Annotated in this window: 17 protein-coding genes and 1 pseudogene; 10 read left to right on the forward strand and 8 right to left on the reverse strand. The window is 76.4% G+C overall.

Features of this window, described 5'->3' with window-relative positions; genetic code table 11:
• Positions 1-104: 104 nt before the first annotated feature.
• The 3 genes from ABT093_RS17620 to ABT093_RS17630 form a co-directional block, all read right to left on the reverse strand.
• Positions 105-800 (reverse strand): response regulator, encoded by a 696-nt coding sequence (locus ABT093_RS17620; protein ID WP_350565262.1) that lies wholly within the window; start codon positions 798-800, stop codon positions 105-107.
• Between the two features lie 82 nt (positions 801-882).
• Positions 883-1,485 carry a CBS domain-containing protein gene (locus tag ABT093_RS17625; RefSeq protein WP_350565141.1) on the reverse strand — a complete coding sequence of 201 codons (603 nt, stop codon included), beginning with the start codon at positions 1,483-1,485 and terminating at the stop codon, positions 883-885.
• 9 nt (positions 1,486-1,494) lie between these two features.
• Positions 1,495-2,190 carry a CBS domain-containing protein gene (locus ABT093_RS17630; protein WP_350565143.1) on the reverse strand — a complete coding sequence of 232 codons (696 nt, stop codon included), beginning with the start codon at positions 2,188-2,190 and terminating at the stop codon, positions 1,495-1,497.
• On the opposite strand from ABT093_RS17630, the pseudogene ABT093_RS17635 reads away from it, so the two are divergent.
• Positions 2,087-3,517, forward strand: a pseudogene (locus ABT093_RS17635) (MBL fold metallo-hydrolase RNA specificity domain-containing protein); the annotation flags it as partial. The gene ABT093_RS17630 and the pseudogene ABT093_RS17635 sit on opposite strands and share 104 nt — an antisense overlap.
• Positions 3,518-3,677: 160 nt before the next feature.
• Positions 3,678-4,292, forward strand: a complete 615-nt coding sequence (locus tag ABT093_RS17640; protein ID WP_350565145.1) for a hypothetical protein — start codon at positions 3,678-3,680, stop codon at positions 4,290-4,292.
• A gap of 2 nt (positions 4,293-4,294) precedes the next feature.
• On the opposite strand, the gene ABT093_RS17645 is transcribed toward ABT093_RS17640, so the two are convergent.
• Positions 4,295-5,449: a Rossmann-fold NAD(P)-binding domain-containing protein gene (locus ABT093_RS17645; RefSeq protein WP_350565147.1), complete on the reverse strand. Its 1,155-nt coding sequence runs from the start codon at positions 5,447-5,449 to the stop codon at positions 4,295-4,297.
• A 145-nt stretch (positions 5,450-5,594) separates the two neighbouring features.
• Here ABT093_RS17645 and ABT093_RS17650 point away from each other — a divergent pair, with 145 nt between their 5' ends.
• Positions 5,595-9,203, forward strand: coding sequence for a hydantoinase B/oxoprolinase family protein (locus ABT093_RS17650; protein ID WP_350565149.1), 3,609 nt, complete (start codon positions 5,595-5,597; stop codon positions 9,201-9,203).
• A 499-nt stretch (positions 9,204-9,702) separates the two neighbouring features.
• Here the strand turns inward: ABT093_RS17650 and ABT093_RS17655 are convergent, their stop codons facing one another.
• Complete coding sequence (locus ABT093_RS17655; protein WP_350565150.1) at positions 9,703-12,429, reverse strand: bifunctional acetate--CoA ligase family protein/GNAT family N-acetyltransferase; 2,727 nt, start codon at positions 12,427-12,429, stop codon at positions 9,703-9,705.
• A 178-nt stretch (positions 12,430-12,607) separates the two neighbouring features.
• Between ABT093_RS17655 and ABT093_RS17660 the strand changes: the two genes are divergently transcribed.
• Positions 12,608-15,007, forward strand: coding sequence for a glycoside hydrolase family 65 protein (locus ABT093_RS17660; RefSeq protein WP_350565152.1), 2,400 nt, complete (start codon positions 12,608-12,610; stop codon positions 15,005-15,007).
• Between the two features lie 50 nt (positions 15,008-15,057).
• Here the strand turns inward: ABT093_RS17660 and ABT093_RS17665 are convergent, their stop codons facing one another.
• Positions 15,058-15,666 (reverse strand): Rv1733c family protein, encoded by a 609-nt coding sequence (locus tag ABT093_RS17665; RefSeq protein ID WP_350565154.1) that lies wholly within the window; start codon positions 15,664-15,666, stop codon positions 15,058-15,060.
• Positions 15,667-15,805: 139 nt separating this feature from the next.
• On the opposite strand from ABT093_RS17665, the gene ABT093_RS17670 reads away from it, so the two are divergent.
• The 6 genes from ABT093_RS17670 to ABT093_RS17695 all read left to right on the forward strand — a co-directional run bounded on the left by ABT093_RS17670 (position 15,806) and on the right by ABT093_RS17695 (position 21,007).
• Positions 15,806-16,795, forward strand: a complete 990-nt coding sequence (locus tag ABT093_RS17670; protein ID WP_502884246.1) for a nicotinate phosphoribosyltransferase — start codon at positions 15,806-15,808, stop codon at positions 16,793-16,795.
• On the forward strand, positions 16,792-17,679 hold the full coding sequence (locus ABT093_RS17675) for a universal stress protein (protein WP_350565156.1): 888 nt from the start codon (positions 16,792-16,794) through the stop codon (positions 17,677-17,679). The genes ABT093_RS17670 and ABT093_RS17675 overlap by 4 nt, the downstream gene beginning before the upstream one ends.
• 30 nt (positions 17,680-17,709) lie before the next feature.
• A complete protein-coding gene (locus ABT093_RS17680; protein WP_350565158.1) occupies positions 17,710-18,567 on the forward strand; it encodes a universal stress protein in 858 nt (285 codons plus the stop codon).
• Positions 18,568-18,692: 125 nt separating this feature from the next.
• Positions 18,693-19,226, forward strand: coding sequence for a flavodoxin family protein (locus ABT093_RS17685; RefSeq protein ID WP_350565160.1), 534 nt, complete (start codon positions 18,693-18,695; stop codon positions 19,224-19,226).
• Between the two features lie 91 nt (positions 19,227-19,317).
• Positions 19,318-19,599 (forward strand): dsRBD fold-containing protein, encoded by a 282-nt coding sequence (locus ABT093_RS17690; protein ID WP_350565162.1) that lies wholly within the window; start codon positions 19,318-19,320, stop codon positions 19,597-19,599.
• Positions 19,600-19,612: 13 nt separating this feature from the next.
• Entirely contained in the window at positions 19,613-21,007 is a 1,395-nt protein-coding gene (locus ABT093_RS17695) for a cation-translocating P-type ATPase C-terminal domain-containing protein (RefSeq protein ID WP_350565163.1), read from the forward strand.
• Here ABT093_RS17695 and ABT093_RS17700 read toward each other — a convergent pair.
• Together ABT093_RS17700 and ABT093_RS17705 are read right to left on the reverse strand one after the other, a co-directional pair.
• Complete coding sequence (locus ABT093_RS17700) at positions 20,924-21,757, reverse strand: ABC transporter permease subunit (protein ID WP_350565165.1); 834 nt, start codon at positions 21,755-21,757, stop codon at positions 20,924-20,926. The genes ABT093_RS17695 and ABT093_RS17700 overlap by 84 nt on opposite strands.
• Positions 21,754-22,725, reverse strand: coding sequence for an ABC transporter ATP-binding protein (locus ABT093_RS17705; protein WP_350565167.1), 972 nt, complete (start codon positions 22,723-22,725; stop codon positions 21,754-21,756). Before ABT093_RS17705 ends, ABT093_RS17700 begins: the two co-directional genes overlap by 4 nt.
• Positions 22,726-22,899: the final 174 nt, after the last annotated feature.

Here is a 22,899-nt window from a genome sequence, read left to right on the forward strand (position 1 = left end):
CAAGGGGGTGCGCGGGCGGGTTGCCCCACGTCCACCCTGCGCCGGGGCCGCGGCGGGCCGCTTGGGCCGGTCGGGCCCCTTGCCGGGCCCCACCGGCCCCGTGGTCAGTGCGGGTGCGGGTGGTGCCCGGCCTCCGGATCGGCGTGCGCCGCGAGGACGGCGGCCTGGAGGCGGCGTTCGACGCCGAGCTTGGCGAGCAGCCGCGAGACGTGGTTCTTGACCGTCTTCTCCGCGAGGTACAGCTCCCGGCCGATCTGCCGGTTGGTCTTCCCCTCCCCCACCAGGGCGAGGATCTCCCGCTCCCGCGGGGTCAGCTGGGCCAGGGCGGCCTCGGTCGGGGTCTGGTCGTGGTGGCGCAGGCTCTCCATCAGCTTGCGGGTGGTCGCCGGGTCCAGCATGGACTGGCCCGAGGCGACCGTCCGGACCGCGCCGACCAGGTCGCCGCCCTTGACCTGCTTCAGCACGTAGCCGGCCGCCCCGGCCATGATCGCGTCGAGCAGGGCGTCGTCGTCGTCGAACGAGGTCAGCATCAGGCAGACCAGGTGCGGCATGCGGTCGCGCAGTTCCCGGCAGACGGTGACGCCGTCGCCGTCCGGCAGCCGGACGTCGAGGACCGCCACGTCCGGGCGCAGCGCGGGCACCCGGGCGAGGGCCTCGGCGCAGCTGCCCGCCTCGCCGACGACCTCCAGGTCCGGCTCGCCGTCCAGCAGGTCGCGCACCCCGCGGCGGACCACCTCGTGGTCGTCCAACAGGAACACCCGCACGCGCCGCTCGGCCGCGGCGGGTTCGGTCGCGTCCATCGCTGCTCCCTGGGTCACCGGGCCGGTCATGTGACCGATTCTGCGCGCGGGGACCGCCCGGCGCACCAGGGAACTCGTGCGGTCAGGCCGGGGCGCTGAGCCGGACCTCGACGGCAACGACTCCGGGGACGGACCGGACCAGCCGCTCCAGCACCGGGAGGGGGACCGTGTCGGGCAGGGTGCCGGACAGGGTGATCCGGCCCTCCCGCGCCCGGACGTCCACGGCCGTCGGGCCGGCCGGGCCCAGGGTGGCGACCAGTTCGAAGCGGACCCGGTCGGCGAGCTCCCGGTCCTCGGCCAGGTACACCTTCAGCAGGTCGCCCCGGCTGACGATGCCGACCAGGAAGTCCTCCGCGTCGACCACCGGGAGGCGCTTGAGGTGGCCGCGGGCCATCGCCCGGGCGGCCTCGTTGAGCGGGCTGCCCGGGTGCACGGTGACGGCGGGGACGGACATCATCCGCCCGGCCGTCAGGGTGTCGGCGCGTTCGCCGTCCCGGTCCCGGGCGGTGAGCAGGTCGGCCTCGGAGACCACGCCGATGACCCGGCCGTCACCGGTCAGCACCGGGAGGGCGCTGACCTGCCAGCGCTGCAGGGTCTCGGCGACCTCGCGGAAGTCCGCGTCACGGCCGACGGCGACGACCCCGTGGGTCATGACGTCGGCGACGGTGTTCGGGGTGCCCGTCATGACGGCCTCCTACGACGCCGCGCGGTAGGCGCGGGGGTGTTCGAGCCGGGGTTCGGTGTCGTCCTCGGTCCAGTCGAGCTCGCGGTGCACGGCCACCACGCCGTCCACGGCGCGGCAGAGCCGCTCGGTGACCGGGATCTGGCTGCGCCGCGGCAGCCGTCCGGTCAGGGTGACGATCCCGTCCTCGACGGTCACCCGAACGGCGTCGGGGGCGAGCCGCAGGGTCCGCCCGAGCACCTCGTCGACGATCTCCTCACGGATCTCCGTGTCGTGCCGCAGGAACACCTCCAGCAGGTCGCTGCGGCTCACGATGCCGACCAGGCGGCCGGCCTCGTCGACGACCGCCAGGCGCTTGACGCGGTGCTTGTCCATCAGCCGGGCGGCCTCGGCGACCGTCCACGCCGGGCGGGCGGTGACGGCCGGGCTGGTCATCAGACCGCCGGCCGTCTCGGCCTCGGCCCGCGCACGGTCCGGGCCGTCCAGCCAGCGGCCCGGGTAGCGGCCCTCGGGGTCGGGCAGCACGGCCGCCTTGCGGATCAGGTCGGCCTCGGACACGATGCCGAGCGGCCGGTCCTGGTCGTCGACGACCGGGATCGCGGTGATGTCGTTGCGGTGGAACAGCGCCGCGATCTCCTTGAACGGCGTGTCGGGCCGGGCGGTGACGACCTCGGGGGTCATCACGTCGTTGACGCTGCGGTGCTGCATCGTCCTCACTCCTCCTCGGGGCGGGTCTGCGCGTCGGGGCGGGACCACCGCGCACCGACGGCCGCGGTCGGCCGGTCCCGACTCCACTGTCCGCCGCCCGCGGGACGCCGCCCAGGGCCGGACGGTCCCTGCCGGCAGGGCCGGTCCGCCCCGGGACAGCGGACCGGCCTGCCGCCACGATGGGAGGACCCGGGACCCCGATTCCGCTGGAGGCGGCCATGACCACGGACCGGGGGAGCGCCGGACCCCGGCGCCGGCCCGGCCGGGCCTGCTGACCTTCCTCGGCGGCGTGGGCACCGTCACCGGCAGCGAGTTCCTGGTGGAGACCGACCACGCCCGGCTGATGATCGACTGCGGCCTGTTCCAGGGCCTCGCCGAGCTGCGCCGCCGCGACCGGCGCCCGCTGCCGCTCGCCCCGGCCGACGTCCGGGCGGTGGTGCTCACCCACGCCCACCTGGACCACTGCGGCCACCTGCCCCGCCTCGTCCGGGACGGCTTCCGCGGCCCGGTGCTCACCACCCCGGACACCGCCCGGATCGCCGAACTGATCCTGCGCGACAGCGCCCACCTGCTGCGGGAGGAGGCCGACCACGCCAACCGGTACGGCTGGTCGAAGCACCGGCCGGCCGAGCCGCTCTACGACGACGAGGACGTCGAGAACGCCCTGCGGATGTTCGACCCCGTCCCGCTGGACACCGCGGTGATCCCCTCCTTCGCGGTGGACCGGACCGAGGTCGTGCTGCACCGGCTGACCGAGCTGCGCCGCTCGGGCCGGCTCCCGGCCGGCGTCCCGGTGTACGTGGACAGTCCGATGGCGCTGGCGACCCTGCAGATCTACCGGGAGGCCTTCGCGGCCGGCTCCGACCAGCTGCGCCCCGACGTCCTGGCCCGGGTCGCGGCCGCGCTGGACCCGGAGCCGTTCACCCTCGTGCACTCGCTCCAGGACTCGCTCGCCCTGGACCGGGCCCACGGTCCGGCGGTGATCGTCTCGGCCTCCGGGATGGCCACCGGCGGCCGCGTCGTCCACCACCTGCGCCACCCGCTGCCCGATCCCCGCAACACCGTCGTGGTGGTCGGTTACGCCGCCGAGGGCACCCGGGCCCGTGATCTGGTGGACGGGGCGCGCACGCTGAAGATGTACGGCACGTACGTGCCGGTGCGCGCCGAGGTGGTCCACGTCCCGGCGTTCTCCGCGCACGCCGACGCCGCCGAGGCCGTCGACTGGCTGCGCGGGGCTCCCGAGCCGAGCGCGGTGTACCTCGTCCACGGCGAGCCCGAGGGCTCGGCCGCCCTGCGCGACCGGATCGACCGCGAGCTCGGCTGGACGGCCGTGGTCCCCCGCTCCGGCGAGCGGGTCCTGGTCCGCCGACCGGCCCGGCGGGCCACCGTCCCGGGGGGCGACCGCGGTCGCGGGCCCGGTGCGGCTGCGGTGCCGCCGGTGGTGGAGCGAGACTGGTCGAGGGGACCGGACGACAGGAGTGAACCGGATGTCCGACGGCGCCGACACCGGGTACCGCGCACTGGTCGACGAGCTGGCCGCGCTGGTACGGCTCGCGCACGCCGCGCTGGCCGGCGCGACGGCCGTCCTCACGGATCCGGCCGACGGCGGCGACGGGATCCCGGCCGCGGAGAAGGCTCTGGCCGATCTGCTGTCCCGGATCGAGGAGGACGCCGCCGTGGCGCCCGGCGGGCGGGCCGGGACCGTCGTCGCCGTCCACGTGGGGTGCGAGGTGGAGACGCTCGGGCGGCTCGCCCAGCGGCTGCTGGAGGCCGCCTGGGCCCGTCGGGAGCGGGAACCGTTCGACGGGCGGCTGCGGACTCCGCTGCACGGGCTCGCCGGTGCGGCGCTGGACCTGGTCGCGCGGTGCGCCGACATCCTGGAGACCGGCGCGCCCGAGGGCGTCGCCGACGTTCCGGCCGTCCTGCACGAAGTCGCCCGGCGGCAGCGGCTGCTGTACGAGCTGCTGCGGGGCGGGGAGGGAACGGACCCGGTGGACGCCGTCGATCTCGTGGACCTCGTGGTGCTGGCCTGCTGCTACCAGCAGTGCGCCGACCGTGCCGGGGCGGTCGCCCGGCACGCCGCGCTGTTCGCACGCCCCTGAGCCTAGGGAAGCCCCGCCGCGGCGGTCGCCCGCGTCAGCAGCCCGACGGTGGGTCCGTGCCGCACGGCGCCCCGGTCGGTCACCAGCATGGGGCCGAGGACCGGGTCCTGTGCCGGGGCACCGGTGTGCGCGAGCCGGTCGAGCAGCGCCAGCGCGTTGTGGGCGAACGCGCGCGAGGCGGTCCCCGCCGCCTGCGCCGCGAGTTCCCCGGCGCCGATCACCGTGACCCCGTCGCCGACCTCGGTCGTGGTGTCCGGCAGCACGCCCTCGACGGTGCCGCCCTCCGGACCGGCCGTCAGATCCACCAGCACCGAGCCGGGCCGCATCCGCGCCACCGTCGCCGTGTGGAGCAGGACCGGGGGCGTACGGCCCGGCGGGGCGAGGGCCGACACCACGAGGGGGTACCGGACGGCGGCCGCGGCGAGCCCGGCCACCCACGCCGGACGGTGGCGGTCCAGGGACCGCGCCAGCTCCCGGCCGTCCCCCACCGTGCGCAGACCGGGCAGGTCCAGCAGCCCGGCCCCCAGCGCGGCAACCGCCGTCCGCTCACGGAGCCGCGGTTCGACGGCGTCGACCGGCGCGCCCAGGCGGCGGGCGGTGTCGACCGCCTGCAGGCCCGCGTGGCCGGCGCCGACCACCAGCACCCGGACCGGGTCGAACAGCCCGTCCGGGGTACCCCAGGGCGGCAGGCAGCGCTCCAGCCGCGCGGCGGCGATCAGCACCGCCCGGTACCCCGCCACCCGGGCCTGCGAGGCCCCGGCGTCCAGCGGGTACGCGGCGGGCAGGTCGGGTGCCAGGTCCAGGCCGATCACCGTCACCCCCCGGTCCGCCCAGATCCGGACCAGGTACGGGATCCGCTCCGGTCGTACCAGTGCGGCCAGCACCTGCCCGGGACGCAGCTCGCGCGTCGGGTCGGCGTTGGGCGGGTGGATCCCGAGCAGCACGTCCGCGCGGCCCAGCAGTTCGCCGCGCCCGGTGACGACGGCCCCCGCGGCACGGTAGCCGGCGTCGTGGTGGCCCGCCCGGGCGCCGGCGCCGGATTCGACCAGGACCGTCGCACCGAGGCGGCCGACGGCCCGCACCAGGTCGGGCACGAGGGCCACCCGGCGCTCGCCCGGGACGGTCTCCCGCAGCACCCCCACCGTCGTGGCCGTCATCGCCGCCTCCCGCATCCGCCCGTCATGCCCAGTATGTTCCGTTTGCCCGAACGGTTCGCCCGGTCGGATACTCGTGGACAGAACCGCTCACGCACGGGGCCGCGCCGGCACAGGACGCCGCGCGGTACGGCGGAGGGAACCCGTCATGGCTTCCAGGGGCTGGCAGTTCTGGGTGGACCGGGGCGGGACCTTCACCGACGTGGTCGCACTGGCTCCGGATGGCCGGCTGCTCACCCACAAGCTGCTCTCGCACGACCCCGCCCGCCACCGCGACCCGGCGGTGGCGGGGATCCGGGCCCTGCTGCCCCCCGGGGCGGACATCGCGTCCGTCCGGATGGGCACCACGGTGGCGACCAACGCGCTGCTGGAGCGCACCGGCGAACCGACCGTCCTGTGCGTCACCCGCGGCTTCGCCGACGCGCTGCGCATCGGCTACCAGAACCGGCCGCGGATCTTCGCGCGCGGGATCGTCCTGCCCGAGCCGCTCTACGCCCGGGTGGTCGAGGTGGACGAGCGGATCGACGCCGACGGCCGGGTGCTGCGCCCGCCCGACCTCGACCGGCTCGCCGGGGACCTGCGCGCCTGTCTGCGTGACGGCCTGCGGTCGATCGCCGTGGTCTGCCTGCACAGCTACCTGCACCCCGCCCACGAGCGCGAGATCGGAGGGCTCGCCGAACGGCTCGGCTTCGACCAGGTGTCGTTGTCCAGCGATGCGAGCCCGCTGATGAAGCTGGTGCCGCGCGGGGACACCGCCGTGGTCGACGCCTACCTCAACCCCGGTCTGCGCCGCTACGTCCGGCAGGTGGCGGACGAACTGGCCGGTGTCCGGCTGATGTTCATGCAGTCCAACGGCGGCCTGGCCGAGGCCGGGCACTTCCGGGGCAAGGACGCGATCCTCTCCGGCCCGGCCGGCGGCATCGTCGGCATGGTGCGGATGTCGGAGCTCGCCGGCCACCGGCGGGTGATCGGCTTCGACATGGGCGGCACCTCCACCGACGTCTCGCACTACGCCGGCGAGTACGAGCGGGTGGTGACCACCCGGGTCGCCGGGGTGCGGCTGCGGGCGCCGATGCTCGCCATCCACACCGTCGCCGCCGGCGGCGGCTCGGTGCTGCGGTTCGACGGCGAACGCCTCCGGGTCGGGCCGGACTCGGCCGGCGCCGACCCCGGCCCCGCCTGCTACCGCAACGGCGGGCCGCTGACCGTCACCGACGCCAATCTGCTGCTCGGCCGCATCCAGGCCGGGCACTTCCCCCGCGTCTTCGGACCGGACGGCGACCAGCCGCTCGACCTCGACCTGACGAGACGACGGTTCGCCGAACTGGCCGAGGAGATCGGCGACCGCACCGCCGAGGAGGCGGCCGACGGATTCCTGCGGATCGCGGTCGGCCACATCGCCAACGCGATCAAACGGATCTCCGTCCAGCAGGGCCACGACGTCACCCGCTACACGCTGACCACCTTCGGCGGCGCGGGCGGCCAGGTCGCCTGCCCGGTGGCCGACGCCCTGGGGATCCGCACCGTCCTGGTCCCGCCGATGGCGGGGGTGCTGTCCGCCCTCGGCATCGGGCTGGCCGACACCACCGTCCTGCACGAGCGGGCCGTCGAACGGCCGCTGGCGCGGGAGGAGATGGCCGCCGTCCGGGACCTCGCGCAGGAGCTCGCGGCGGACGCCACCGAGCAGCTGCTCGACCAGGACGTCCCGCGCGAGCGCATCCGCCTGGTCCACCGGGCCCGACTGCGCTACCGGGGCACCGACACCGCGATCGGCGTCCCGCTGGGCGGGCCGGGCGAGATGACGGCCGAGTTCGAGGAGCGGCACCGGGCCGCCTACTCCTTCCTGATGGACCGCCCGCTGGTGATCGAGGCCCTCACCGTCGAGGGCACCGGACTCACCGAGCAGCCGCGGCTCGACGCCCTCTCCCCCGCCCCTCCCCCCGGGGAGCCCCCGGAGCCCGCCACCGTCACGCTGCGCAGCGGCGGCGAGTGGCGCCGGGCCCCGCTGCTCGAACGCCGGTCGATGCGCGCGGGCGACACGGTCACCGGCCCGGCCCTGATCACCGAGCCCGACTCCACCACCGTCGTGGACGACGGCTGGAGGGCCACCGTCACCCCCGGCGGCCACCTGTCGCTCGAACGCACGGGGACGCGCACCGAGCAGGCCGTCACCACCACCGCCGACCCCGTCCTGCTGGAGGTCTTCAACAACCTCTTCATGGCGGTCGCCCAGCAGATGGGCGCCCGGCTGGAGTCCACCGCCCAGTCGGTCAACATCAAGGAGCGGCTCGACTTCTCCTGCGCGCTCTTCGACCCGGACGGCAACCTCGTCGCCAATGCCCCGCACATCCCCGTCCACCTCGGCTCGATGGGCACCACCGTCAAACAGGTGATCCGCCGGCGGGGCCCGCGGCTGCGCCCCGGCGACACCTACGCGGTCAACGACCCCTACCACGGCGGCACCCACCTGCCCGACATCACCGTGGTCACCCCGGTCTTCGACCAGGACGGCCGCGACCTCCTGTTCTTCGTCGCCTCCCGCGGCCACCACGCCGAGATCGGCGGCACCACCCCCGGCTCGATGCCCGCCGACAGCCACGAGATCCACGAGGAGGGCGTGCTGTTCGACACCTGGCCCCTGGTGCTGGACGGGCGGCTGCGCGAGGAGGAGACCCTCCGGCTGCTCACCGGGGCGCGCCACCCGTCCCGCGACCCGGACACCAACCTCGCCGACCTCCGGGCCCAGATCGCCGCCAACCGCAAGGGCGTCGACGAGGCCAACGCCCTGATCGACCAGTACGGACTCGCCGTCGTCCAGGCCTACATGCGGCACGTCCAGGACAACGCCGAGGCCGCCGTGCGCCGGGCCGTCGGCGGCCTGTCCGACGGCTCCTGCCGTTACGAGACCGACTCCGGCGCGGTGATCGCCGTCTCCGTGCGCGTCGACCACCGGGACCGCAGCGCGACCATCGACTTCACCGGCACGTCGCCCCAGCTCGACGGCAACCTCAACGCCCCCACCGCCGTCGTCACCGCCGCCGTCCTCTACGTCTTCCGCACCCTCGTCGCCGACGACATCCCGCTCAACGACGGCTGCCTGCGCCCCCTGCGGATCGTCGTGCCGTCCGGCTCGATGCTCGCGCCCGAGTACCCCGCCGCCGTCGCCGCGGGCAACGTCGAGACCTCGCAGGCCGTCGTCGGCGCGCTCTACGCGGCCCTCGGCGCGCAGGCGGAGGGCTCGGGCACGATGAACAACCTCACCTTCGGCAACGCGGAGCACCAGTACTACGAGACCATCGCCTCCGGCTCCGGCGCGGGCCCGGACTTCGACGGGGCGGACGCCGTCCAGACCCACATGACCAACTCCCGCCTCACCGACCCGGAGGTCCTGGAGTGGCGCTTCCCGGTCCTCGTCGAGGAGTTCGCCGTGCGCCCCGGCAGCGGCGGCACCGGCCGCCGGCACGGCGGCGACGGCGCGCTGCGCCGCCTGCGGTTCCGCGAGCCGATGACGGTCAGCCTGCTCTCCGGCCACCGCCGGGTCGCACCGTACGGCCTCGCCGGCGGCTCCCCCGGCGCGCTCGGCGCCAACCGCGTCCTGCGCGCCGACGGCAGCGTGGAGGAACTGCCCGGCTGCGGCGGCACCGACGTGGCGGCGGGGGACGCGCTGGAGATCCGCACACCGGGCGGCGGCGGGTACGGGGCGCCCGGAGCACAACCGCCACCGCCTTGGCGACGACCGTCCGAGGAGCACCCGTGAGCCCGCCGCCCCATGGCGGTGAAGCTCGCGAACCTCGTGGCCGGCCGTGAAGTCCTGCTCGATGCCATCAGCCCGCCGAAGAAGGCCGTCCAGTACGTCGTACCGGCCAGAACCGGGGCCCTGGCACAACTCGCCAAACGGGACGTCTTCTACGAGAACATTCGAACCGTTCTCGGTGCGGCAGACCGGTGCGGATTCCGGCCCGCAAAGAACTGCCGCGCCTGGATCGCGGACATGGGCCCCGAATCGCCCAGTCCGTACTCGATGTCCGGTCGGCCGCCCCGACGTTGTCCGCACTCTCGGTTCTGGCTCCGGAGGGATTTGCGGGAACACCGGCCGGAATATGGCGCCGCGGTTTCGAGACGGTGATCGAGGGTGATCAGGGCGCGCGTCTCCGCGACGGCGACGCATCCGCCCCTCCCACCAGCCGCTTCCCGTCGTGGGGTCCCGCGTTCCGGGACCGGGGGCTCGTGTCACGGGCCGGCAAGGCCTCCCGCCCTCACCCGTCCTCCGCGGACGCCGGGCGGCGCAGGCGGCGCAGGTAGGGGTCGAAGGAGGGGCGGGGTTCCAGGCGGACCCGGGCGTCGACGCAGACGGCGCCGTCGGGGCGGGCGATGACCGGGTTGAGGTCGGCCTCGACGAGTTCGGGGAGGTCGGCGGCCAGCCGGGAGAGCCGGGCCAGTACGGACCGGACGGCGTCCAGGTCGGCCGGGGGCGTCCCGCCGTGGCCGGACAGCAGCGGTGCGGCGCGCAGGTCGTCGACCATGGTGGTGAGGTCGCGTTCGGTGAGCGGGGCCAGCCTGGTCGTGCGGTCGTCCAGGACCTCGGTCGCGGTACCGCCCAGGCCGAACACCACCAGCGGGCCGAAGACGCGGTCCTGGACCACGCCCGCGAGCAGCTCGACGCCGGGAGCGGCCATCGGCTGCACCACGGCGCCGGCCAGCCCGGCCCCGAAGGCGGCGGTGAACTCCCGGTAGGCGGCACGGACGTCGCCCTCCCCGGCGAGCCCGGTACGGACCGCGCCCGCCGCGCTCTTGTGCACCTGGCCGGGCCAGTACGCCTTGAGGGCGACCTTGCCCTCGTGCCCGAGCCGGGCCAGTGCCGCCGCGGTGACGGCGGCGGTGTGCTCGTCGCGCGCCCAGACCGAGGTGACCAGCGGCAGGCCGTAGCTCTCCAGCAGGTCGGCGGTGGTGAGCGGGTCGAGCCAGCCACCGCCGGGGTGGGCGGCGAGGTGGCCGTCGACGAGGCTGCGGGCGGTGCGCACGTCGCAGCCCGGGGCGTCGGCCTCGGGGGACGGCGGTTCGGCGAGCCGGCGGGCGCGGTCCCGGGCGTGGGCGAGCGCGCGGGCGGCGGCGACGGTGTCCGAGTAGGCCGGGATCCGGCCGCCGTCGGCGCAGGTCAGATAGCTGATCGGCACCTGCTGGTCGAGCAGCACGGCGGCGAACGGGACGCGGCGCCGGGCGGGACCGTCCAGCAGGGCGCGCAGCGGATCGCGGTCGGCGGTGGTGGCGAGCGCGGTCGGGACCAGGCAGAGCAGCACGGCATCGATGCTCCGGTCCCGTTCCAGGGCGTCCAGGCAGCGCGCGAGGTCCTGCGGCCCGACCGCCGCGGTGGTGTCCACCGGGTTGCGGGCGGAGGCGCCCGGCGGGAGCAGCGGGGCGAGCCCGGGCCCGGGCTCGGGCAGCGACAGGCCCGCCTCCGCGCAGGCGTCGGCGGCGAGGACGCCGATCCCGCCCGCGTTGGAGACCACGGCGACCGCGCCGCGCGGCGCCGGGAGCGGCTGGACGTGCAACAGGCCCGCGGTCGCGACGAGTTCGTCGATGCTGCGGGTGGCGGTGATGCCCGCCTGGCGGAACAGCGCCTCCCGGGTGACGGTGGGCGTGGCGGCGGCCGCGGTGTGGGAGGCCGCGCCCCGCCGGCCCGCCTCCGAGCGGCCCGCGTCGACGGTGAGCACCGGCATCCGCCGGGTGACCCGGCGGGCGGTGCGGGCGAAGGCGCGCGGATCGCCGAAGGACTCCAGGTGGAGCAGGGCGAGGTCGGTGCGGCCGTCCTGCTCCCACCACTGGAGCAGGTCGTTGCCGCTGACGTCGTACTTGTCGCCGAGCGAGACGAAGCCGGACACGCCGACCCCCAGCCAGGCCAGCCGCTCCAGCAGGGCGATGCCGACCCCGCCGCTCTGCACGGCCACCCCGGCGGTGCCGGGCAGCGGGAACGCCCCACCGAACTCGGCGTCCAGCCGGACGGCGGGATCGGTGTGCGCGATGCCCAGGCTGTTCGGCCCGACCAGGCGCATGCTGTGCCGGCGGCAGGTGCGCAGCAGGTTGCGGGCCTGCTCCGGGCCGAGGCCGGAGGCGAGCACCACCAGGGCGCGGACCCCGGCCCGCCCGCACTCCTCGGCGACATCCGGCACGGCGGCGGCCGGGACGGCGAGCACGGCGAGGTCCGGCACCGCGGGCAGTGCGCCGACGGACGGGTACGAGGGGACTCCGCCCACGGCTCCGGCGGACGGGTTGACCGCCCACAGCGGGCCGGTGAAGCCGCCCCGCCGGATCCGGGCGAGGACGGTCCCGCCGACCGAGCCCTCCCGCCGGGAGGCGCCGACCACCGCGACCGAGGCCGGGCGCAGCAGTGCCGTCAGGCTGGCCACGTCGGCGCGGCGGGCCCGCTCGTCGACCGCCTCGCGGTAGTGCTCGTCGGCTTCCTCCAGCGGCACCCGGACCCGCACCTCGCCCCGCTCGAAGCGGCGGTGCACCGGCAGGCCGAGCCCGGCGAAGACCTTGTGCACCGCGCGGTTGCCGGTCAGGGTGTCGGCCTCGAAGAAGCGCACGCCCCGGCCCCGCGCGGCGTGGATCAGGTGTTCCAGCAGCAGCGTGGCCACGCCCCGGTGGTGCCAGCGGTCGGCGACCACGAGGGCCAGCTCGGCGGTCCCCGGGGGTTCGTCCAGCAGTTCGCAGTCGGCCTCGCCGACGAGGGCGCCCCCGGCCCACGCGCCCAGCGCCAGCAGGCCCGGGCCGTGCGGGCCGCACAGGCGGTCGGCGGCGAGCCGCGGCGCGGTGCGGCTGGCGCCGAAGAAGCGCAGCCGGCGGCTCTCCTCCGACATCCCGGTGGTGTGCAGGTCCAGGACGGCCCGCCGGTCCGCGGCGGTGACCGGGCGGATCTCGACGGTGGCTCCGTCGGTGAGCAGGGCCGTCTCGACGGTGGTGCGCGGAGCGGGGGCGGTGGACATGGGAGCCTCCTCGGCCCGTTCGCCGGGCGCTGCCGGGCGCTTCGCCGCGCTCCCGGCCGGACCCTTCCAGCGTCCCCGGACCCTCCCGTTCCGGCCAGGGCCGACCGGCCCCGGCGGGCGGGGCGGGCGGGCGGTGCGCAGACTGGGAGACGACCGCTCGGCAGGGAGGTGATCCCCCGTGGAAGCACGCCCGCCCGCGGGGCGCCCGGTGATGCCGGACCCGTGGGTCCTGCGTTACGAGGGCTTCGACCCCGCCGAGGAGGGGCTGCGGGAGGCCCTGTGCGCGGTCGGCAACGGGTACCTGGTGACCCGCGGTGCCGCGCCGGAGGCGGTCGCCGACGGCGTGCACTACCCGGGGACGTACCTGGCCGGCTGCTACCACCGCGCGGTCTCGACCGTGGCGGGCCGGTCGGTCACCAACGAGGACCTGGTCAACGCCCCGAACTGGCTGCCGCTGACCTTCCGGGCCCCGGGGGACGCGTGGTTCGCCGGTCCTCCGGCCGGGCAGACCCTGGAGCTGGACCTGCGCCGGGGCGTGCTGACCCGCACCGCCCTCGTGGTGGACGGGCGGGGGCGGCGGACCGAACTGGTGCAGCGGCGGTTCGCCAGTCAGGCCTCACCGCACCTGGTCGCGCTGAAGAGCACGTTCACGGCGGAGAACTGGTCCGGGCCGCTGGAGGTCCGCTCGGCGCTGGACGGCGTGGTCGCCAACCGGGGCGTCGCCCGCTACCGGGGGCTGGCCGACCGCCACCTCCTCCCGGCCGGGCAGGGCGTGGACGGGGACGGGCTGTGCTGGGTGGAGGTCGCGGCGCCCGACGCGCCGCTGCGGATCGCCCTGGCCGCCCGGACCAGGGCGCCGCGCGGCACCCTCGCCGTCACGCACGAGCACGGGGACGGCCGGGCGGCCGAGCTGCGGATGCTGGAGCTGCGCCGAGGCCGCCCGGTCGCGGTCGAGAAGGTGGTGGCCGTGCACACCTCCCGCGACCCGGCGATCGAGACCCCACTGGCCGCCTCCCTGATGCTCGCCGCCGGGGCCGGGAGCTTCGCCGAGCTGCTCGCCGAGCACGCGCGGCGCTGGACGGAGCTGTGGCGCCACTGCCGGATCGAGGCGGACTTCGACGGCGCCGGACCGCTGCACCTGGCCCTGTTCCACCTGTTGCAGAGCTACTCGGAGCACTCGGTGGACCTGGACGTCGGCGTCCCGGCGCGCGGTCTGCACGGCGAGGCGTACCGGGGGCACGTCTTCTGGGACGAGCTGTTCGTGCTCCGGCTGCTGGACCTTCGCCTCCCGGAGCTGGCCCGCTCGGTGCTGCGCTACCGCCACCGCCGCCTGGACGCCGCCCGGCGGGCCGCGCACGAGGCCGGCTTCCACGGCGCGATGTACCCGTGGCAGAGCGCGAGCGACGGCCGTGAGGAGTCCCAGCAGCTCCACCTCAACCCGCTGTCCGGCCGCTGGCTGCCGGACCACAGCCACCTGCAGCGGCACGTCGGCTCGGCGGTGGCCTACAACATCTGGAAGTACTACGAGGCCACCGGCGACCTGGAGTTCCTCTCCTCGGCGGGCGCCGAGACGCTGCTGGAGATCGCCCGCTTCTGGTCGTCCGCGGCGGCGTACGACCGCGACCGGGGGCGCTGGTCGATCCGGGGCGTGCTCGGGCCCGACGAGTACCACGACGCCTACCCCGGCGCCGACCGCCCCGGGCTGGACGACAACGCCTACACCAACGTCCTGGCCTCCTGGGTGCTGGCCCGGGCCGCCGACACCCTGCGGGTGCTGCCCGGGTACCGGTGCGGCGAACTGCGTGAACGGCTCGCCCTGGACGCCCTGGAGCTCGACCGCTGGCAGGAGATCGGCCGGCGGCTGCACGTCCCCTTCCACCGGGGTGTGCTGAGCCAGTTCGACGGCTACGAGCGGCTCGCCGAACTCGACTGGGCGGCCTACCGGCAGCGCTACACCGACCTGCGCCGGCTCGACCGGATCCTGGAGGCCGAGGGCGACACCGTCAACCGGTACCAGGCCTCGAAGCAGGCGGACGCGCTGATGCTCTGGTACCTGTTCTCCGCCCGCGAGGTCCGCGACCTGCTCCGGCACCTGGGCCACCCGGCCCCGCACGAGCTGTTCCGCCGCACCACGGCCTACTACCTGCGGCGCACCGTGCACGGCTCGACGCTCAGCTCGGTCGTCCACGCCTGGGTGCTCACCCGCGCCGACCGCCGGGCCTCCTGGCGGTACTTCCGCGACGCCCTGGTGGCCGATATCCGGGACAGTCAGCACGGCACGACGGCGGAGGGCGTCCACCTCGGCGCCATGGCCGGGGCCGTCGACCTGCTGCAGCGCTGCTACACCGGGCTGGAGATCGGCGAGGACGCGCTGCGGCTGGACCCGCACCTGCCGTCGGCGCTCGGCCGGCTGGAACTGGAACTGCGCTACCGGGGCCACCAGGGCATGGTGATCACGGTCGACCGGCACACGGCCACGGTGCGCCTGCGCGAGGACGGCGCCGACCCGGTCCGGGTCCGCTGCCGCGGGACCACGGCGACCCTGCGGCCCGGCGGGGTCGCGGTGTTCCGGCTCTGAACCGGCGCCCTGCCGCCGGGGTCACCTGCGGCCCGGGTCACCGGAACGGCTCAGCGGCGCTGCGTCCACAGCGGTTCCACCCGCTCCCATTCGGGCTCCCAGCTCCGTTCGGCCCGCCGGTCCAGTGCCCGGCGGTGCACGGTGCAGCCGAGGACGGCGAGCGAGGTGAGGCCGGCCGCCGTCCCGAGGCCGAGGATCCCCGCGTCCGAGAGGATCGCGGTGGTGTCGCGGGCCCCCGCAGTCGGGGCGCCGTTGTCGTCCACGTGGATCGGTACCGCCGTCCCGACCGGCGTTCCGGTGCTCACCCGGATGGTGCCTGCACCGGGGCCGGTGGGGTAGCTCCACCGGGCGGGGGCGCGCGCCCCGGAGCTTCCGGTCCTCAGGTCGTCCGGCACGGCCGGGCCGACCGTCGTCGCCACGACGGCGTGCCGATGGCGGGCCGCCTCCCGCTCGCTGCGGGTCTCCGCCCGGAACACCAGGACGGCGACCGCCGCGCTCACGGCGAGCAGCGCGGCGAGGACGACCGGCAGGGCCAGCACCAGGCGGCTTCGGGCCCGGTCGACCGGTCGGCACAGTGGATTGTGGTCCAGACCGGAGGCGCGGCGAAGCCGGGAACGGAGCGGCGTGTGCGCGACCGGACGGTGCTGCTGCGCGGCCATGACGCACCTCCTCGGGGCGGGGCCCGCGGTTCCGCCGGCCTCAAGCCCAGTCTTCCGGCGCGGCCACGGACGCCCCGGGGCCCGCCGGGCGGTGGCCTCGAAGGCCGCGCGGTGCGTCCTGGCCGCGCGGGGGCGTCCGGTGGTCGACTTCTCGTTGCGGCGCACCCACGGCGTGTCGGCCGCCGACCGGGCCGCCCGGCTGGGCGCCCTGGTCGGGTTCGCCGGGACGAGCAACGTGGCGGCGGCCCACGCGCACGGGCTGAGGGCGGTCGGCACCATGGCGCACTCGTACGTCGAGGCCTTCGGCGACGAGGCGGCCGCGTTCCGGGCCTTCGCCCGCGCCCACCCGGGGCCGCTCACCCTCCTGGTCGACACCTACGACACCGCCGGCGGGGTCGCGACGGCCGCGCGGGTGCTGCGCGAGCTGGGGCTGCAGGAGGGCTGCGCGGTCCGGCTCGACAGCGGCGACCTGGGCGCGCTCGCGGTCACGGCCCGGCGGATCCTGGACGAGGCCGGGCTGGTCCGGGTGGCCGTCACCGCCAGCGGCGGGCTGGGCGAGTACGCGATCGAGCGGCTGGTGCGCGACCGGGCGCCGATCGACACCTTCGCGGTCGACACCCTGGTGGGGGTGTCGGCCGACGCGCCGTACCTGGACGCGGCGTACAAACTGGTGGCCTACGACGGGCGGCCGATGATGAAGCTCTCGACCGGAAAGATCAGCGCCCCCGGCGCCAAGCAGGTCCACCGGGGCCCCGGATTCACCGACACCGTCGCGCTCGCCGACGAGCCGGCGCCGCCGGACACCGCGCCGCTGCTGCGGACGGTCATGGCGCACGGCGAGCGGACCGGCCCGCCGCCGACGCTCGCCGGGGCGCGGGCCGTGTTCGAGGCGGACCTCGCCGGACTGCCCGCGGCGGCCCGGCGGATCGTCGCGCCGCGGGCTCCCGCGGCCACGCCGTCCGACCGGCTGCGCCGGTACACCGCCGCGGTCCGCCGCGGTATCGAGGAGCGGATCCGCGGGCCGGTGCCGCCGGCCCCTCCCGGCCGCACGACGCCCCGCGCGGCATGGGAACGCGGCCCGACGGCGCCACCGTCCGGTGGTGAGCCCGACGATGTGGAGGAACCATGACAGCCACGACCCCCGGCCACGGAAGCGCCCCGGTCGTTCTCGGGGTGGACACCGACCCCGGGCCGATGGCCACCGCCTGGGCCGCCGACGAGGCCCACCGCCGCGGACTGCCGCTGCGGCTGGTCCACGCGGTCCCCTCGGTGGTCCGCGAGTTCCGGCCGTTCGACGAGGGCCGCTACCACAAGGCGCTGCGCGAGCGCGCCGACCGGGCGCTCGGACGGGCCGCCGCGGCGGCCCGCGCCCGGCACCCGGGGCTGACGGTCACCACCGTGGTCGCCGAGGACGTGCCGGCGCCGGCGCTGTGCCGGGAGTCGGCGCACGCCTCGCTGGTCGTCCTCGGCACCCGGCGGCTGAGCCGGGTCGAGGAGGTGCTGAGCCTCGCCTCGGTGACCGTCCCGGTGAGCGCCCAGGCCCACTGCCCGGTGGTCGTGGTGCCCGGCCCGGAGCACGTCACCCAGGAACGGCCCTACGTCGTGGTCGGCGTGGACGGCAGTCCGACCTCGGCCGCCGCCGTCCGCTTCGCACACGGCCTCGCCGACCGGCGCGGCGCCGATCTGCGCGCCGTCCTGGTCCGCAGCAGCGGCCCGCTCGGCGGCCGGACCGCCCCGGACGAGGCCGAGGCGGAGCCGCGGCGGCTCCTGTCCGAGGCCACCGCGGGCCTGCGGGCGACGGACCCCGGACCGCACCTCACCCACGAGGTGCTGCACGGCCATCCCGTCGAGGAACTGGCACGGGCGTCCGAGCACGCGCTCGCCGTGGTGGTCGGACGGCGGGGCTCCGGCGGGTTCACCGGCATGCGGCTGGGCTCCGTGCCGCACGGGCTGCTCCGCCGCGCCCGCTGCCCCGTCGTCACCGTCCCGCTGCCGTCCGACGAGGCCGGCTGACCCCTGGCCGATCATTCCTGGGAGAGCACCGTGAACGGACCCGTCGTCGTCGGATTCGACGACTCGCCCGAGAGCCTGGCCGCCACCGACTGGGCGGCGCGCGAGGCGCGGCGGCGCGAGTTGCCGCTCGAACTGCTCCAGGCCTGGCCCTGGCCGAAGACCGACGTGCTCGGCACCGACGAGGCGATCCGCTGGAGCCGGCAGCGGCTCGCGGCCCGCGAGGCGGAGCTGCGGGCCGAACTCGCCGGGACCGAGGTCGGCTCCGCGCACGTCCCCGAGGACCCCGTCGAGGCCCTCACGGCGGCCGGGCGGGACGCCACCGTGCTGGCGCTCGGCTCCCGGGGGCTGGGTACCGTGCACGGCTTCCTGGTCGGCTCGGTGAGCCAGCAGGTGCTGCGCAGGGCCGCCTGCCCGGTGGTGCTGGTGCGCGCCGGCGGGGCCGAACCTGACGGGAAGGCCGTGCGGGACGTCGTCGTCGGCGTCGGCCTGGCGCACCCGTGCGACGGACTCCTCGCCTTCGCCTTCGAGGCCGCCGCCCTGCGCTCGGCCCGGCTGCGGATCGTCCACGGCTGGCAGCCGCCGCTCGGCAGCGAGTACCTCTCCGCCACGGCGGTCGAGGGCACCGAGCGGGACCTGTCGGCGGTCGACCGGGACCTGCTGGACGCCCTGGCGGCCCCCTGGCGCGACCGATTCCCCCAGGTGGACGCGACGGCCGAGCTGGTGCACGCCGCGGCCGCCGACGCCCTGGTCGACGCCTCGGCGACGGCCGGCCTGGTCGTGGTGGGACGCCGCGTGCGGCGCCGGCCGTTCGGCCCGCACCTGGGGCCGGTGGCGCACGCCGCCGTCCACCACGTCGGCTGCCCGGTGGCCGTCGTCCCGTACGACTGACCACCGGGCCGCCGCAGCCGGGCCGTTCGGCGGCCGCTCCGGACCGAACGGCCCAACCCCCGGCACCGGTCACGGGGCCAGCCTGGAGGTGACGACCGGTGCGACACCGACGAGAGGTGACAGCCATGCACACCGTGATCGTGTACGAGAGCATGTACGGCAACACCCGCGAGATCGCCGAGGCGATCGCCGAGGGCGTCCACGAAGCCGACCCCGGCGCGGCCGTCGACTGCCTGCCGGTGGCCCGGGCCTCCGCCGAACTCGCCCGGTCCGCGGACCTGCTGGTGGTCGGCGGACCGACCCACATGCGCGGCATGTCCTCCGGCCTCAGCCGCCGGATGGCCGCCAGTGCGGAGGCGAAGAAGGAAGGCCACGAGGAAGCCGCCCGGGAGGCCCACGACACCGCCGAGGGCGAGGGCCTGCGCACCTGGTTCCGCCACCTGCCCGACACCGAGCCCGGCACCTACGCCGCCGCCTTCGACACCCGGGGCGCCGGCACCGGCAGCGGCGGCGCCGCACCGGGCATCGCCCACCGCCTCGAACACCACCACTACGACATCGTCGCCGAGCCCGAGGGCTTCGTCGTCGAGGGCGCCGACGGCCCGCTGCGCGCGGGCGAACTGGACCGCGCCCGCGCCTGGGGCGCCGGCCTCGTCTGACGGCGACCACCGGGCGCGCGACGGGCCCGCGTCCCTTCCCCGGCCCGCCCTCCGCCCGCCGCACCCCCGCGTTCGAAAGGACCGAACGGCCATGACCGCCAACGCCACCACGACGCCGATGCGCACCAAGCGCTGGGCCCTTCGGCTCGACCTGTTCGAGGAGGGCGACGTGACCAAGGTCCACGCCGTCCTCGACACCGGGGACACCACCCTGCACAGCCGCACCGAGGCGCACCGCAACCCGCAGGACCCGCCGGTGCCGGAGATCGGCGACGAGTACGCGGCCGCCCGGGCCCTGATCGACCTCGGGCAGCAGTTGCTGCACGCCGGCCGCACCGACGCCGCGGCCAACGAGCCCCGCGACGACGGCTGAGCGCCGACGCGGCGTGTCCGGCAGCACACCGGCCGCGGCGCGGCCCGGCCCCCCGGAGGACCGGGCCGCGCCCGATCCCCGGGAACCCCTCGCCCTGCTCCTGCGGGACCTCCGGACGTCGCCCGACGGCCTGACCGCGCGCGAGGCCGGTCACCGTCTGGTGGTGCACGGCCCCAACGTCCTCGCCCGGCACGAGCGGCGGCGGTGGCCCGGGGAACTGGTCCAGCAGTTCACCCATCCGCTCGCGGTGCTGCTGGCGCTGGCCGCGGTGCTGGCCGCCGTCAGCTCCTCCCCCGCCCTGGCGGTGGCGATCGCGGCGGTGATCCTGCTCAACGCCCTGCTGGCCTTCGCGCAGGAGCGCCAGGCGGAACGCGCGGTGGAGGCCCTGTCCGGGTTCCTGCCCGACCTGTCGTCGGTGGTGCGCGACGGCCGGCGCGGGCGGGTGCCGGCCCGCGACCTGGTTCCCGGTGACGTGCTGGTCGTCGAGGAGGGCGACCGGATCCCGGCGGACGCGCGCCTGCAGATCCTCGCCGTCGACCTGGGCACGGACACCCTTCCGGCTCTCGCCCTCGGCCGGGAACGCGCCGAGCCCGGGCTCATGGACCGGCCGCCGCGGCCCCGCGCGGAGCGGGTGATCCGGCCGGGCATGCTCGCCCGTGCCTGGGGGTTCCTCGGCCTGATCTCCGCCGCCCTCGTCATGGGCGGGTTCCTGCTGACCCTGGGCCGCGGCGGCTGGCACCCCGGCGACCCGACCGGTCCCGGTACGCCGTTGCACGAGGTCTACCGCCAGGCCACCACGGTCGCCTGGCTGGGCATCGTCGCCTGCCAGATCGGCACCGCCTTCGCGGCCCGCACCGACCGGGCCTCGCTGCGGTCGGTCGGTGTGCTCGGCAACCGCCGGCTGCTGGGCGGCATCGGCTTCTCGCTCGCCTTCGCCGCGGCGATCGTCTACCTGCCCGCACTGCACGGGGTGTTCGGCACGGCCGCGCTCTCCCCGGCACAGCTGCTGACCGTGACACCGTTCCCCTTCCTGGTCTGGGGTGCGGACGAGCTGCGCCGCGCCACCGTACGCCGTCACCGCCCCGCGCCGGTGACGGCGCCGGTCCCCGCGCCGGTCCCCGCCGGGGAGCCAGGACACCACGGCCTGCCCGTCCTCCTGGCCCGCCACGGCTGGAGCGCCCGGCGCCTCGACGAAGCCCTCGGGGTCGGCGAACGGGCGGCCGCGGAGCTGGTCGCGCACGCCGGGCGGATCGCCGCCGGCCACGGGCGGCACCGGGGCGATCCGCCACCCGCGCCGTCCGCCCGCCCGGAGCGCCGGGTCGCGTCAGATCGCCAGGTCGCGGCGCTCCAGCAGGGCGAAGGCGGCCGCCAGGCCGGCCAGGCCGACGGCGCACAGGACCGCCAGTGAGGCCCACGGGACGCTGCCGTGGGCCAGGGCGTCGCCGGGCGTGTAGTAGTGGAAGGGGCTGAGGTAGCGCAGCGGCGCGGCGGGGGCCCAGGCGAGGGCCACGAAGTTGAGCGCGAAGCCGACCGCGCCGAGGGCGACCGCGGCGCCGACCACATGGGCCCGGCGGCGGCTGACGGCCGAGACGGCCAGCACGGGCCCGGTCAGGCAGAGCGTGAAGCCGCAGCCCAGCAGCCCGGCGGCGAGCACCCCGCCGACCGGGACGGCGGCCCGCAGGTCGGGTGAGAGGGCGACACCGAGCGCCACCGTGGCGGTGGCCGCGGCGTTCAGCAGGACGGACGCGGCGGCGAGCGCGGCGGTCCGCTCGGCGAGCAGCCGGCGGCGGGAGACCGGACGGGTCATCAGCAGCTCGATGGTGCCGGACTCGACGTCGGCGGCGACCGCGGCCGCGCCCAGCGCGCCGATGGCGGTCAGCTGGAGCGCGATCCAGAAGGGATGGGTGAGCCCGGCGCCGAGCAGACCGGGGTAGCTGGCGATGGAGACGTCCCCGTTGGAGCCGCTGAACGCCTTGAAGGCGTCGGGCGGGTTCGCCGTGCCGCCGAACAGGTCCGTGGGCGGCACGGTGCCGGTGATCACGACGATCAGCGCCTCGAAGACGACCATGCCGAGCACCAGCGAGAGCAGCATCCGGCGGCGCCGGTGCAGGGCCAGCCAGAGCAACGGGAGCCGTCGGCTGACGGTGGCCCGGCTCATGACCGCTGCTCCGGGGCGTGGCCGTCGCCGGAGCTGGCCCCGGACTCGGGGGAAGCCCCGTCGCCGGTCCGGTAGAGGTCGAGGAACGCCTCGTCCAGACCGGCCTCCTCGACGGTGAGGTCCCCGACCGGCAGGGCGGCGAGCAGGTCGCGCACCGCCGCCACGAGGTCGTCCGGGGGCACCAGGAGTTCCACCCGGTCGCCGTCCCAGCGCGGCGACCACTGCTCCGCCGCGCCGAGCGGCCGCGTGCCGAGCCCGTCGGCCAGCACCAGCCGGATCCGCCGGGCGCGGGCCCGGCGCAGCGCGGAGACCGACTGGACGGCCACCAGCCGCCCGCCGCGGATGATCGCCACCCGGCCGCAGGCCCGCTGCACCTCGGGCAGCACGTGGCTGGAGAGCAGCACCGTGCGGCCGGCCCCGGTCTCCTCGGCGAGGAGTTCGAAGAACACCTCCTGGACCAGCGGGTCCAGCCCCTCGGTGGGTTCGTCGAGCACGGTCAGGGCCGGCCGGTGCTGCAGGGCCTGGACGAGGCCCAGCTTCTGCTTCATGCCGCGCGAGTACGCGCCGACCGTCTTGTCCAGGTCCGCCCGGGACAGGCTCAGCCGGGCGCAGAGCTCGGCCTGCCGCGGGGCGGGGGCGCCCTGGAGGTTCGCCAGCAGGTCGAGGGTCTGGCGCCCGGTGAGTTCGGGGTAGAGCCGCAGCTCGCCCGGGAGGTAGCCGATGGAGGGCGCCACCCGGCGGTGGTCGGCCACCGGGTCCCGGCCGAGGACGCGGACCGCGCCGGCGCTCGGCTTGAGCAGGCCGACCAGGCAGCGCAGGGTCGTGGTCTTCCCCGCGCCGTTCGGCCCGAGCAGGCCGAACACCTCGCCGGCTCCGATGTCGAGGTCCAGGCCGTCGACGCCGACGCTCCGGCCGTACCGTTTGGTCAGCGATCTGAGTTCGATCACCGCCGTGCCCGCAGCGGACATGTTCCACCTCCCGTGGTGAGCGCCGTTCCATGGTTCCCGCGCGACGGCATCGCGTACCGGGCTGCCGCTCCCCCACCCTGGCGCGCCCGCGGCCGGGGCGCACGGGGCCGAACGGCCCTGCGCGGCGGGACCCGGCGGGCCAGGGTCCCGGGCCGGCGGTCCCTGGCGTCGGGC

It is taken from the genome of Kitasatospora sp. NPDC002551 (assembly GCF_040296005.1).
Taxonomy (GTDB): domain Bacteria; phylum Actinomycetota; class Actinomycetes; order Streptomycetales; family Streptomycetaceae; genus Kitasatospora.